Raw genomic sequence first — 13,264 nt, forward strand, 5'->3', positions numbered from 1 at the left:
TGAAAACTGACATCAAAGCGACAATTGTTCGATTCTTTTGAGTTTTGGTCAGGAAAGATTTTCTAAATTTTCCAGTTCTTCCAGTCGCTCCATCACTTCTAGGAGTTTTTCCTCAAGAGCTTCTTTTTCTTCAGAAAATTCCTGTAAGGTCGTATAATCACTGGTGATTTCAGACATTGAAGCGTCGATGACATTCAGGCGTTTCTCCTGGTCTTCAAGTGTTTGCAATAGCATTTTTTGTTCTTGCTTTTCTTTGTAGGTTAAACCTGGTTTTCGATTTTGGGGTTTATCAGCCTTTGGCTTGCTGGATTTTTCATCGGTGTTTTCTTTTTTGTTGAAATCTAAAGGATTTTTTTCGATGTAATCCGAATAATTTCCGGTTTGGGTGGCGATATTGCCATTGCCGATAAAGGAAAAAATCTGCTCGCAGGTCCGGTCTAAAAAATACCGGTCATGAGAAACCGTCAAAACAGCCCCCTGAAAATCATCCAGATAGGCTTCTAAAATGGTGAGCGTATCAATATCCAAATCATTGGTGGGTTCATCAAAGAGCAGGACATTGGGAGCCATCATGAGGATGCCAAGAAGGTACAGCCGGCGCCGCTCGCCGCCTGAAAGCTCCGAAATATAAACCCACTGACTGTTCTTGTCAAAAAGAAACAGTTCCATCATTTGTGAGGCGGTGACGATTTCACCCCGGGAATTTTTCATGATCTCGGCTTTTTCGCGGATATAGTCAATTGCCCGCAGGCTGAAATCCAGATCTTCGGATTCCTGGGAAAAATAACCGATTTTAACGGTTTCCCCAATTGCGATCTCACCGCTGTCCGGTTTTATTTTTCCAGCGATAAGATTTAGCAGGGTGGTTTTTCCCAAGCCGTTTTTCCCAATGATGCCAATACGCTCTTTTGGTCCAAGAATAACACTGAAGTCTTTAATAATAAGCTGGGGACCAAAGGATTTATTCAGATGTTCAATTTCAATTACTTTTTTTCCCAGCCGGGTGAAGCCCACGGATATTTCAAAGTGATCGTCGCTTTGGTCCGGAGCACCGTCGCTGATTTCGTCAAAGCGCTGGATTCGCGCCTTCTGCTTGGTGGTTCGCGCCCGTGCACCTCGGCGGATCCAGGATAGTTCGCGGCGGTAGAGATTCTGACGCTTTTGTTCAATAGCGGACTGAATCTCTTTACGGTTGGCTTTTTGTTCCAGAAAATCCGAGTAGTTTCCGGTGTATTCATAGAGATTGCCTTTATCCAGCTCAATGGTTTTATTGACGACCCGATCTAAAAAATAGCGATCATGGGTGACCATCAGAAGAGCGCCCCGACGGTTAAGTAGAAAGGTTTCCAACCAGGCAATGGTGTCATTATCCAAGTGGTTGGTGGGTTCATCAAGGATTAAAAGATCACAGGGGGTGAGCAGGGCTGAAGCCATAGCCACCCGTTTTCGCTGACCGCCGGAAAGATTGCCGATGGTTTTGTCATAATCATTGATTCCCAACTGGGAAAGAATGGTCTCGACCTGGGATTTGAGGTTCCAGAGATTTTTATCATCCATAGTTTGGGACAAGGCCAGCATGCGTTTTTGCAGGGCTTTGTCTTCCGGGGACTTCTCCAATGCCAACAGGGTGGTTTCATAATCCCTGACCAGGTTCATCTCAGGGGAATTGGCTCTGAACAACTGATCGATGACAGAAATGTCAGGATCCAGATCAGGATCCTGGGCGAGAATCTCCACCCGTATGTTTCCAAAGAACTTGACTTCTCCGGCATCTGGGGGATCCACTCCGCCGATAATTTTCAGAAGCGATGTTTTTCCCGAGCCGTTCATTCCAATGACACCAATCTTGTCAGTATCGGTGATGTTAAAGGAAATATCTTCAAAAAGGGTTTTTACCCCATAGGTTTTTTTTAGGTTTTCAATACTGGCAATATTCATGGCACGTCCTTTATTTTTTCATTTGTGACCTTTATTTTAACATAAGTATGGGAAGATGATTGAAAATTTATTTACAAAATTCTTCTAAAAGGTTAATATATAAGGAATGACAAAGAAAAAGAGGGCAATAAAATGATGTTGGGTAAAACCGTTTTTATAGCAAAAAGTGCAGATGTGGTTGGAAAAGTAACCCTTGGAAATTATATAAGTATTTGGTTTCAGACCGTACTTCGAGGCGATGTTGATACGATTACGGTAGGAGACCGGACCAATATTCAGGATGGCACTGTAGTTCATGTCGCCGCCGGGTATCCGACGGTTATTGGCGAAGATGTGAGTATTGGACATAATGCCATTATTCATGGCTGCGAAATTGGCAACAACGTACTCATTGGTATGGGTGCCATTCTTCTCAACGGTGCAAAGATTGGGGATAATTCCATTGTGGGAGCGGGTTCGCTGGTAACCCAGGGCAAGGTTTTCCCTCCCAATTCCATGATCATGGGCAGTCCGGCAAGATTGATTCGAGAATTGCGGGATGAAGAAATTAAATCCATTAGTGACAATGCCCAGGAATATTTAGATACAATGAAGGGCTATATGTAAGCATATCTTTTGCTCAAAAAATGCGATGATCGCTAATTTGATCATCGCATTTTTTATTGTTTTATCATTGAGAATTTTTTTTCTGTGAAATCGAGATTAGTCGCCACTCTGCTCTGAGGGGTTTTGAAAACCTTCATTTATTTTTAATTTTTGTTGTTTATCCCGGATCAGAAAAAAGAAGCCAATCCCAAGAATGATCAGTGCTAATGGAATAATAAAAAACAAACTGCTTTGGGCGGATCCGGTGGTTATGATCCGAGAAGCCAAAAGATAATCACCGGAAGCGGTGACATTAAAGGTCGCAATTCCTTCTTCGCTGTCATATAGGGTGTGGATGCTGAGCAATTCATCATCGGTCTGGTTATAGGAACAGGCTACAACAATACTGTCTTTTAACAGACTGGTGCGGGCGTCCGGCGTTAAGCTGGTGCTTAGGGTAATGCCCTTATTCATCGGTGAAATTTCGGTTGAAGGCAAAGCAGCATCATTGATAACCGCCTTAACTGAAAAAACAGAGGATAAAACCGTCGCCGGTTCGTCATAAAGAATGAGATCATTGGTCAGGACAGCGGGATTGATTGCCACATCAATGAGCAGTTCTCTGCCTGTTTCTAAAATTTTATAGGTATCCGCATTAAAAGCTTTCGGTTCAAGACTGGTGGTGTTGGCATCCTGGGAGAATTCCAGGGTGATGCCCTCCTTGTCCAGTAAATTTACGAGAGCTCCCGGAATTTTTAGTTGAGTTGCTAATACGTCTTTAATTGTTGATTGTGGAAGTTTTAAGATGAGAGCGGTAATGCTTTTGCTTTCAGCTTTTTTGGCTTTTAGTGTTGCAATCGCTGCGGTGACAACATCGCCATTAACCACTGCGGTTAATGTTTTTCCAGTTGTAGTAAAGGTAACGGATTCAGCGGGAAGGTGCCCAGTCAGAATTGTATCTTCCAGGGTAGTCGTCAGAACGGCGCCTTCAGCAGTTATTGTCACAGGGTTTTCAGTCGTGGGTTCCGGTGTTGCTATGGATTCCGTGGTCGTCAGAACCTCCTCGGTTGTTTCAGCCTCACTTGAATTATCGGTATTGTTATAGGATGGCGCAGCAACAGGAGTAGGGTTTGGGTCTGGAGCTGTCGGCGTAACCGGATCAGCTGGAATAACCGGATCGGTTGGAGTAACCGGGTCCGTTGGTGTGACGGGGTCGGTTGGTGTGACGGGGTCGGTTGGAGTAACCGGGTCCGTTGGAATTACCGGATCGGTAGGCTCTTCAACAACGGTTGGATCCTGGTTTTCTTCACCATAAGTTTTTTGCATAAATAAGGTGCTGGTAGAAATCCCTGTAAAAACCATAAGGGTTAACAAAAACAGGGGAAGGACACGTTTTAACAGTAATTGTTTCATTCAGATAGATTCCTTTACTATAATAGGATGGTGTGAAACTTAAAACTCATTTTGATCATCATTGTAACATAGGAAATCAAATAAAAAAAGGTCTCAAGGGAGACCTTTTTTTATTGTTTTGCAGAAATTTTCAGCGGTTCCAGACGAAAACGTTCCAAAGGCTTGGACAGTACTATAAGAGCTGCCACGCCAACTACACCTTGAAGACAGTTAAAGGGAATATCAAGAAGCGGTCCAGTGACGCTACCATACATAATAATTTCGGAAACATAATAAATGGCAACCATCATAGTGATGGCAGGAAACAAAAAGAAAAGCTTGTTCTTTTGCGGAAAGCGCTGGATGCAATAACCAAAAATAAAAGCCATAGTCCCTTTGGCAATAAAGGTTGGCAGCACATAGGCCCCGAATCCACCGAAATAATCGGCTCCTGCTGAACCGAAGGCTGCGGCAATCAGTCCGCCCCAGGGACCTAAAATAAAGGCTGATAAAAGCACTGCCCCATCCCCAAGATGGATGTATCCGTTGGGGATCGGGATTTTGATGAGGGTTGTCATAACAAAGGTTAAGGCCATCATTAGCGCACAGTATGTAATTTTTTTTGTTTGGGTGGTCATAATAAGAGTCCTCTTCTTCTTTAAATATTAGTTGTGCTGGAAAGTCTGTGACTTTATTAAATTGATGAAATCTATACTTGTTCGATAAATATGCTCACGGCACCGTTTCCCTGAATGTCTGTTTTTTGAGAATTGTTAGGCGACACGGTAATGCTGATTGAATAGCCGCTGACAGTTGCTTTTAAATTGGTGGATGCTGATATATTCTCTTCAGAGAAATCGGACATGGTCATTAACAGCGGTCGATAGAATTCCAGTAATTCCTCGGTTGAATCATCAGAAACATAGCTGGTAAGCCATCCTGGTTTGCCACTGACACCGGTCATTGCCTGGGATTGTGAAACGCCAAGAACATCATAAAGCGGGATCATTTGAGTTGGATAGTCAGGGGCAAGGGCATCGTCGGTGTCCTCATATAAATAATCGGAATTGGTATCAATGATCTCCTGGGTTTCTTCAGGGATGACAATAGCAGTGGTTGGGGTAGTTGCGGGCTGATTGGTGACAGGCTTATTTTGGGCCTCCTCTATGGTTGTCTCCTCGGTGGTGGCTTCATTACTAGCTGAGTTGTCTGTAAGCATTGGTATAACATAGACGGCCGAGGCAACAAGAACCACAACGAGCAAAATTGCAAGGATAAAATAGCGTTTTTTCATGTGTAACTCCTTTTTTATTTAAGAATTTAAGATGCATTTTAAAGTCGTAACACCTCTATTATATACGATATTCTTAATATTTTAAATAAAGATTTCAAAAAACTTGATTTTGTGAGGAATTTTGTATAAAATATATAGGAATCATTTAATTTAGAAATAATGATCATTTTAATAATAAATGTAATGAAAAGGATGCTTTGTGGAAGGCTTAATCAGAGAAATAATCAGTTTGGTGAAAGATTATTGCTAGATACCATAAAGAGATCACCTTTGAACAGAATTTCTGAAGGCAATCGTCTCAGGAAATTACGGGGAATCGTTAAATTCATAAGAGTGGGCAGTTTTCTGTCAACTTGGGTGGTACCGCGATTTTTCGTCCCTTGGTTTTTTCAAGGGACGTTTTTTTATTTTAAGTTAATACATTAATCAGAGCTATTTTGGAGGTAGTAATTTGGCACAGTTTAAATCATTAGCCGAGGGAAATATCGGCGAAAGAGAAGATAATATTTCAAAGCAATGGGAAGCAATGGATATTCTGCAAAAAACCATTGATCACCGTGAAGGAAACGAAAATTTTGTATTTTATGAAGGCCCCCCAACAGCCAACGGCCGACCGGGGATTCATCACGTTTTAGCAAGAACCCTTAAAGACAGTGTCTGTAAATACAAGGTGATGGATGGCTACCGTGTGATCCGCAAAGGCGGCTGGGATACCCATGGTCTGCCGGTGGAAATTGAAGTGGAAAAGCAGCTGGGAATTTCCAGCAAACCGGAAATTGAAGCTTACGGCATTGATAAATTCAATGAGAAATGTAAGGAATCGGTTTTTAACTACGAAGGCCAATGGAAGGAAATGAGCCGAAAAATGGGCTATTTCATTGATATGGAAAACCCCTACATAACGCTGGACAATAACTATATCGAATCGGTTTGGTGGATTTTAAATAAATTCAACAAAGAAGGTTTCCTTTATGAAGGCCATAAAATCATGCCTTATTGTCCACGCTGTGGGACCGGTCTAGCTTCCCACGAGGTTGCTCAGGGCTATCAGGAAATCAAAAGCAACACCGTGGTCGTCGCATTTAAACGCAAAGATCTTGAGGAATACTTTTTAGTCTGGACCACAACCCCCTGGACCCTGGCGGCAAACGTAGCCTTAGCCGTTCATCCCGATGCTGATTATATTAAAGCTCGCAGCAATGGCGAAGTGTATTATTGCGCCAAGGTTCTGGCAGCTAAATTATTGGGAGAGGATTATGAGATCCTCGAAGAAATGAAAGGGTCGGCATTGGAGTATGTTGAGTACGAACAGCTCATGCCCTTTGTAAAACCCGATAAAAAAGCTTTTTATGTTACCTGTGCGGATTATGTGACGACCGAGGACGGCACCGGAATCGTACACATCGCGCCGGCCTTTGGCGAAGATGATTATAAAGTCGGGCGTCAATACGGCCTGCCGGTCCTTCAGCCGGTGGCCGAGGATGGCAAATACACGGATACCCCATGGAAGGGTCAATTTGTTATTGATGCGGATCTGGATATCATAAAATGGCTCAAAGAACAGGGTAAGCTTTTCAAAAAAGAGAAAATGGTTCATAATTATCCCCATTGCTGGCGTTGTAAAACCCCGTTGCTTTATTATGCAAAACCCAGCTGGTATCTCGAGGTGACTAAAATTAAAGATCAGCTCATTGAGAATAATAATGGGGTTGAGTGGTATCCAGATTTTGTGGGTGAAAAGCGCTTTGGAAATTGGCTGGAAAACCTTAATGACTGGGCCATTTCACGAAGCCGTTACTGGGGTACACCCCTGAATGTCTGGCGCTGTGATGAGTGCGGTGCCATTGACTCCGTCGGTTCCCGAAAAGAACTGGCAGAGCGTGCCATCGAAGATATCGATGAAACCATTGAGCTGCACCGTCCTTATGTGGATGAGGTCCATTTGGTTTGTCCTGAGTGCGGAAAAACCATGACCCGGGTAAAAGACGTCATCGACTGCTGGTTTGATTCCGGTTCCATGCCCTTTGCCCAATATCACTATCCGTTTGAAAACAAGGAACTCTGGGAAAATCAATTTCCGGCAGATTTCATCTGTGAAGGGATTGACCAAACCCGGGGCTGGTTCTATTCACTGTTAGCCATTTCAACCTTTGTTACCGGAAAAGCGCCGTATAAAAAAGTGTTGGTCAATGACCTGGTGCTTGATGCCGAAGGTCAGAAAATGTCCAAAACAAAAGGTAACAGCGTCGACCCATTCGCTTTGTTCGATGAATATGGTGCGGATGCCTTGCGTTGGTATCTGCTTTACGTTTCCCCGGCCTGGACACCAACCCGATTTGATATCAAAGGCCTGAAAGAAGTTCAAAGCAAGTTTTTCAATACCCTGAAAAACACCTATAACTTTTTTGCTTTATATGCCAATACGGATAAAATCGATCCCCGGGAGTTTTTTGTCCCTTATGAAGAGCGACCTGAAATTGATGCCTGGATTCTATCGAAATACAATCGCCTGGTTAAAGAGGTTCGCAGTGAGATGGAAATCTTCGACCTGACCAAAGCGGTCAGAAAAATACAGTTCTTTGTGAACGAGGATTTATCCAACTGGTATATCCGTAGAAATCGTCGCCGATTCTGGGGCTCCGAACTGACTGAAGATAAAAAAGCCGTTTACAACACAACCTGGGAAGTTCTGGAAGGGGTGGTTCGTCTCTGTGCTCCCTTTGCCCCTTATGTGACAGAAGAGCTTTACCAGAAGCTGACTGATGGGGTATCCGTACATCTGGCGGACTATCCAGTGATTAATGAAGGTTTGATTAAAGACAGCATTGAAGAACCCATGGATTTAGTCCGGGAGTTGGTCAGCCTGGGACGTGGTGCCAGAGAAGATGCCCAGATCAAAGTTCGTCAGCCTTTGTCCAAGATTATTGTTGATGGAAAATACCGTGAGCTCATGGGCGATCTGACAGTCCTCATGGAAGAGGAACTTAACATCAAATCCGTGGTTTTTGAGGATGATTTGGGTGCCTTTATGGACTACAGCCTGAAACCCGACTTTAAGGTGGCCGGCCCCATTCTTGGTAAAAATGTAAAGCTACTGGGAAAAGCTCTTTCCACAGTGGATCCGGAAGCGGTGGTTGCCAAATTGGAAGCCGGCGAATCCTTTGTGGTTGATCTCGATGGGGAAAGCATTGAAATCAAGAAAGATTTTATTGATATTCGCATTTCTTCGAAAGTCGGATTTAATGTCCAAATGCTTAATAATAAATTTGTGATTCTGGATACCAGCCTGACCCAGGAACTATTGGATGAAGGCTATGCCCGAGAATTTGTATCAAAAATTCAACAGCTCAGAAAATCCAGCGGCTTTGAAGTTATGGACCGCATCGACATCACCTGCTCCGGCGATGATGAAATGCAGACTGCTTTAAAGCAATACGAAGAATTTATCAAAAAAGAAACATTGGCCGATCACCTTTTCTTTGAAACGGGAGAAGCTGAAGTATTCAACCTCAATGGCCATGATACTGCCATTAAGGTAGTGAAAAAATAGAAGACTTAACAATTGAATAAATAAAAAGGCTGAACCGAAATGGTTCAGCCTTTTTCAAATTGCCGATGAAATATAAAAGTAAGTCCCGGGGACAATCGTAACATCAGTTGTCTGCATCAAGGCGAACAGGCCTTAGCCTGTCCGCTCTTGCAGCAGACAACGATTTACCATTGTCCCCGGGACGTTTATCAGATTTTAGTTTGATCATACTGCGGGTAATAGCCCAAAAACTGAAAGTAATCAGCCTTTTCCTGGATAATCGGGATAAGATTAGCGAGGGTGTTTTGAGATATGTTCCCGGTGAAATCCACAAAGAAGAGATACTCCCAGTTCTGATTTAACAGTGGCCGGGATTCGATTTTACACAGATTCAGGGAGAAAACCGAAAAGACACCGATGATCTCATAAAGAGCTCCGGGACGATGGGGTAAGTGAAAAGCAATGCTGACCCGGGTGGGATCCTTAAAAAACTTAAGTTCCCGGGAAATAATCACAAAACGGGTGACGTTGGTCTGTGAAAAATTTATGTCCTCGGCTAAAACCAGAAGATCGTAAATTTCGCCGGCTCTTTTGCTGGCAATGGCGGCTAAATTCGGATCATTTTTTTGGGCAACATAAGCTGCGCCGATGGCCGTATTATAGTAGGGGATGCATTGCCATTGCGGGTACTCATTTAAAAAGTCCTGAGACTGAGAAAACCCCTGGGGATGCGAATAGACCTCTTTAATGGTTTGAAGGTTTGCTCCTTTAGGTGCTAAAAGGCAATGACGGACCCGAACTTCTTCTTCGCCAACAATATAGTACTGATATTTGGAAAGGAGATCATAAACCGTTGAAATGGATCCTGTGGAGGAGTTTTCAATGGGCAGGACGCCGTAGTCCGAGGTACCCTGGTTTAGGGCTTCAAAAACATCGTCAAAGGTTTTACAGGGGAACAGTTCACCGGTTCCTTTGAAAAACGAAAGACTGGCTTCTTCGCCATAGGATCCACGGGTGCCGGCATAGGCCACCCGTGGATTTTCTTCCAAGTTTTGCGGAGATTCTGAAAAGGCCTTTTCTAAAGCTGACAACAGGTTCATTCTAGTAACCCAGAGGTTCCCCAACCATGATAATTTTAATCCGGCCGGGAATACCGCTATGCCGGGTAATCACAGTATTAGAGCACATGCACCCTTCTACGTGACAATTGCCGCAATGGCCTGTGTCATAACACGGTGTTTTTAAGTTTTGACGAATGGCATTAACCGGAGCGGCAGTATTTTTTGCCCGGTAGATGCCGGCGTCGATATTTTCAACAATCTTATTCATCCCAGCGATGACAATGACCTGTTCAGGGCCATAACATAAAAGAGCAACACGATTGCTTTTACCATCCACATTAACAAGTTCACCGGACATAGTGAGAGCATTGGTACCCATTAAAAAGGTATGACTGAGAATTCCTTTTGCAATGACTTCTCGTTGTTCCTGGGGTGTTTTGGCAGCACTGCGATCAATATAGACATAGTTGCCATTTTTCACTGCATCCAACAATCCGATTTCTTTAATGGACTCGGAACCGCCGTGGCAAACACTGACACCCTCGGGAATAAACGATAAAGCCAGTTCCAGGGCTTCGGATCGGGATTCGCAAAAATACCCTTCGAAATTTCGTTGTTTAAATCTTTTAATCAGGGTTGTACTGAGATTTTGATAATTTTCTTCTTTAAAACCCAAAATATTACCTCCAAAGGAAAGAATACTTTTATTATAATATAAAGATACTTAAAAAACAAAATTTTTTATATTTTTAGGGTATAATAAGAAAAAATCAGAGCAGTGATACCAGGAGGTAAATAATGCATAAATATAAAGGAATTATTTTTGATTTAGATGGGACCCTTGTTAATTCATTGGAGGATCTTATTGATTCGTGCAACAGTATTATGAAGTATTATAAGTTTCCGACATACTCCTATGATAACGGGCAAAAGCTCATTGGCAGAGGACTTCGAAATTTAATAAAGGATGCGATTCCTGAGAAATATCAGGATGATGAAGTATTTATTGATAAATTGACTGAAATGCTGATGGCTGAGTATACCACCCGTTATACCAAAAAAACAAAACCTTATCCGGGAATACTTAATCTTCTTAATTATTTAACGGCCAATAAGATTCCGATGGGGGTTTGTACCAACAAGCCTGACCCCATGGCAAAATCCCTGGTTAATATTTTATTTAAAGATTATAAATTTGTGGATGTGGTAGGTTACACCACTGATAAACTCCGAAAGCCGAACCCAGAATCAACTCTGGCGTTGGCGAAGCAAATGGGTGTTAAACATGAGGAGTGTCTCTATGTCGGCGATTCAACCGTTGACTACGAAACCGCTATAAATGCCGAAATGCTTCCTGTTTTATGTACCTGGGGCTTTGAGTCCCGTGATGTCATAACAAGGCTTGAGCGTTCCATTTGGGTGCATAACCCCATGCGTATTATTGACGCACTGCTTTATGGCAGGGAAATGTATTCGGTTTTCAATGAAATACCGGATCCGGATCCTCAGAAAATGAAAATATAATCAGACGATTAAGGATGCATAAGCATAATAACTTTTATTGAGCATTGGACTTTAACGCGAACCATATTACCAAATGGGGTGTTAAAGTCCGATTTTTTTGAAAGATTAAATTAGCTTAAAAAATGTAAACGATAACTATCCTGCAAAGGAAAAAAAAATTACATGTTGACTTTAATTCGTTTGGTTGTTATAATAAAAAATTTTACTTTTCACATAGATTGTGGTATACTAGACTGGAGAAAACCACAGAGAGGTGAAGTTCATGGCAAAAGCAACCATTATGGACATAAGACGCGAGGTGGAAAACTATCTTGGAAGACGAGTCAAACTTGAAGCACACAAAAGCAAGAAAAAACTCTACCAAAAAGAAGGGGTAATTGAAGAAACCTATCCTAGTATCTTTACCGTAAGAGTTCAAGAGGATAAAAGAAAAGAACAGAAGCTTTCCTTTAGCTACTCCGATCTTTTAACTCAAAGCGTAAAAATAGTGCTTTTAGATGACGGTGAAACCGACAATAAGCTGTTAGTATCATAACGACATAAAATCGAATTCCACATAGAAGGGGAAGGGCGGAAGTTCTTCTTTTTTTATTACCTTAATTTCTGTAATTTTTCATTAACCAGTGATATAATAACCAAAATGTTGTGAGAAATGGAGGAAAAGATGCCGGATAAAAATTTAAAAATAGAATCTGAAATAGGAAAACTCAGGAAGGTGCTGATTCATCGTCCTGGAAAAGAGCTGGAACGCATTGTTCCGGATTCCCTTAAGGAATTGTTGTTTGAAGATATTCCCTGGCTGAAACGCATGCAGGAAGAGCATGATGACTTTGCCAAAATATTGACCCAGCGGGGCGCCGAGGTGCTATACGTTGAAGAGCTGTTAAAGGATATTTTAAAAACCACCGCCGTACGGGAGAATCTGGTGCACGAAGTAATTGATCAGAATCCATCCTCGGGTAATTATATCGACGGATTTTTAAATGAGTATCTCCTGTCATTGGACAGTGATGCCTTGGGAGATGCCCTGATTGCCGGGGTTCTGCAAAAAGAACTGGGCCATATGGAACGACACCTGGTGTTGACCGATTATATGAAAGGTCCGGAACCTTATGCCTTTTATCTGAATCCGGTTCCCAACCTTTATTTTATGCGAGACCCGGCGGTTGCAATCCATGATGGGATGTGTATCTCTGCCATGGCTACCCGAACGCGAAAGCGGGAAAGCCAATACATGGCTGCCATATATGAGCACCATCCTCTATTTGCAACCTGTGAAAATAAAACCTTTTACCAGGATACCAACTTTTTTTCCGTGGAAGGTGGGGATGTGCTTATTCTCAGCCCAACGGTTGTGGCTCTGGGATGCAGCGAGCGCACCCAGGTTCAGGGGGTGGAGGAGCTGGCTAAAAATCTTTTTAAGGCAGATCTTGGCATCGAAAAAGTACTGGCCGTGAAAATCCCCAGCAATCGGGCGTTTATGCATCTGGATACGGTGTTTACCATGGTGGATTACGATAAGTTTATTGTCTACCCGGGTATTCTGGATCAGGTGGAAACCATTATCATGACCTCGGGAAAAGAAGGACAGATCCATTATCAACGGATCGATACCCTGCAGGGGGCATTAAAATCCGTGTTGGGTTTACCGGCCATTAATCTCATTCAGAGTGGTGGCGGAAACCCGGTGGCCGCAGCCCGGGAACAATGGAATGACAGTACCAACACCCTGGCCATTGCCCCGGGGGTCATTGTGGCTTATGCAAGAAATGAACGCTCCAACGAGGTTCTTACCCAAAACGGTATCGAGGTCATTGGCATCGAAGCTTCAGAGTTGGTGCGCGGACGCGGCGGCCCCCGTTGCATGACCATGCCCTTGTACCGGGATCAGTTTTAGTCATCATCGAAGCTGAATATTTCGCTTGTTAAACAGATGGAATA

Annotated in this window: 11 protein-coding genes and 1 other annotated feature; of the genes, 5 read left to right on the plus strand and 6 right to left on the minus strand. The window is 42.9% G+C overall.

Features of this window, described 5'->3' with window-relative positions; genetic code table 11:
• Positions 1-48 precede the first annotated feature (48 nt).
• The gene (locus AKG39_RS07415; RefSeq protein ID WP_050739750.1) at positions 49-1,938 is read right to left on the minus strand and encodes an ABC-F family ATP-binding cassette domain-containing protein; all 1,890 of its coding nucleotides are present in this window, start codon (positions 1,936-1,938) and stop codon (positions 49-51) included.
• 132 nt (positions 1,939-2,070) lie between these two features.
• On the opposite strand from AKG39_RS07415, the gene AKG39_RS07420 reads away from it, so the two are divergent.
• Positions 2,071-2,544 (plus strand): gamma carbonic anhydrase family protein, encoded by a 474-nt coding sequence (locus AKG39_RS07420; protein WP_083439463.1) that lies wholly within the window; start codon positions 2,071-2,073, stop codon positions 2,542-2,544.
• A gap of 96 nt (positions 2,545-2,640) precedes the next feature.
• Here AKG39_RS07420 and AKG39_RS20480 read toward each other — a convergent pair whose 3' ends face one another.
• From AKG39_RS20480 to AKG39_RS07435, 3 genes are all read right to left on the minus strand, one after another.
• Positions 2,641-3,936, minus strand: a complete 1,296-nt coding sequence (locus AKG39_RS20480; protein ID WP_050739751.1) for a hypothetical protein — start codon at positions 3,934-3,936, stop codon at positions 2,641-2,643.
• A gap of 110 nt (positions 3,937-4,046) precedes the next feature.
• Entirely contained in the window at positions 4,047-4,553 is a 507-nt protein-coding gene (locus AKG39_RS07430; RefSeq protein ID WP_050739752.1) for an ECF transporter S component, read from the minus strand.
• Positions 4,554-4,624: 71 nt separating this feature from the next.
• Entirely contained in the window at positions 4,625-5,209 is a 585-nt protein-coding gene (locus AKG39_RS07435) for a hypothetical protein (protein WP_050739753.1), read from the minus strand.
• Positions 5,210-5,383: 174 nt separating this feature from the next.
• Positions 5,384-5,593: a binding site (T-box leader), on the plus strand.
• A 67-nt stretch (positions 5,594-5,660) separates the two neighbouring features.
• On the opposite strand from AKG39_RS07435, the gene ileS reads away from it, so the two are divergent.
• The gene (ileS, locus tag AKG39_RS07440) at positions 5,661-8,759 is read left to right on the plus strand and encodes an isoleucine--tRNA ligase (protein WP_050739754.1); all 3,099 of its coding nucleotides are present in this window, start codon (positions 5,661-5,663) and stop codon (positions 8,757-8,759) included.
• Positions 8,760-8,947: 188 nt separating this feature from the next.
• Here ileS and pheA read toward each other — a convergent pair whose 3' ends face one another.
• Both pheA and AKG39_RS07450 read right to left on the minus strand, forming a co-directional pair.
• Positions 8,948-9,838 (minus strand): prephenate dehydratase, encoded by an 891-nt coding sequence (pheA, locus tag AKG39_RS07445; protein WP_050739755.1) that lies wholly within the window; start codon positions 9,836-9,838, stop codon positions 8,948-8,950.
• Between the two features lies 1 nt (position 9,839).
• A complete protein-coding gene (locus AKG39_RS07450) occupies positions 9,840-10,475 on the minus strand; it encodes a lactate utilization protein (protein ID WP_050739756.1) in 636 nt (211 codons plus the stop codon).
• Positions 10,476-10,597: 122 nt separating this feature from the next.
• Between AKG39_RS07450 and AKG39_RS07455 the strand changes: the two genes are divergently transcribed.
• From AKG39_RS07455 to AKG39_RS07465, 3 genes are all read left to right on the plus strand, one after another.
• Entirely contained in the window at positions 10,598-11,323 is a 726-nt protein-coding gene (locus tag AKG39_RS07455; protein ID WP_050739757.1) for an HAD family hydrolase, read from the plus strand.
• A gap of 262 nt (positions 11,324-11,585) precedes the next feature.
• Entirely contained in the window at positions 11,586-11,858 is a 273-nt protein-coding gene (locus AKG39_RS07460) for a Veg family protein (protein ID WP_050739758.1), read from the plus strand.
• A gap of 129 nt (positions 11,859-11,987) precedes the next feature.
• Positions 11,988-13,220, plus strand: coding sequence for an arginine deiminase (locus AKG39_RS07465; protein ID WP_050739759.1), 1,233 nt, complete (start codon positions 11,988-11,990; stop codon positions 13,218-13,220).
• Positions 13,221-13,264: the final 44 nt, after the last annotated feature.

It is taken from the genome of Acetobacterium bakii (assembly GCF_001263355.1).
Taxonomy (GTDB): domain Bacteria; phylum Bacillota; class Clostridia; order Eubacteriales; family Eubacteriaceae; genus Acetobacterium; species Acetobacterium bakii.

Excerpts from the sequence above, each read along its gene's own strand:
- AKG39_RS07415 (WP_050739750.1), bottom strand. The coding sequence starts at position 1,938 with ATGAATATTGCCAGTATTGAAAACCTAAAAAAAACCTATGGGGTAAAA.
- AKG39_RS07420 (WP_083439463.1), top strand. The coding sequence starts at position 2,071 with ATGATGTTGGGTAAAACCGTTTTTATAGCAAAAAGTGCAGATGTGGTT.
- AKG39_RS20480 (WP_050739751.1), bottom strand. The coding sequence starts at position 3,936 with ATGAAACAATTACTGTTAAAACGTGTCCTTCCCCTGTTTTTGTTAACC.
- AKG39_RS07430 (WP_050739752.1), bottom strand. The coding sequence starts at position 4,553 with ATGACCACCCAAACAAAAAAAATTACATACTGTGCGCTAATGATGGCC.
- AKG39_RS07435 (WP_050739753.1), bottom strand. The coding sequence starts at position 5,209 with ATGAAAAAACGCTATTTTATCCTTGCAATTTTGCTCGTTGTGGTTCTT.
- pheA (WP_050739755.1), bottom strand. The coding sequence starts at position 9,838 with ATGAACCTGTTGTCAGCTTTAGAAAAGGCCTTTTCAGAATCTCCGCAA.
- AKG39_RS07455 (WP_050739757.1), top strand. The coding sequence starts at position 10,598 with ATGCATAAATATAAAGGAATTATTTTTGATTTAGATGGGACCCTTGTT.
- AKG39_RS07460 (WP_050739758.1), top strand. The coding sequence starts at position 11,586 with ATGGCAAAAGCAACCATTATGGACATAAGACGCGAGGTGGAAAACTAT.
- AKG39_RS07465 (WP_050739759.1), top strand. The coding sequence starts at position 11,988 with ATGCCGGATAAAAATTTAAAAATAGAATCTGAAATAGGAAAACTCAGG.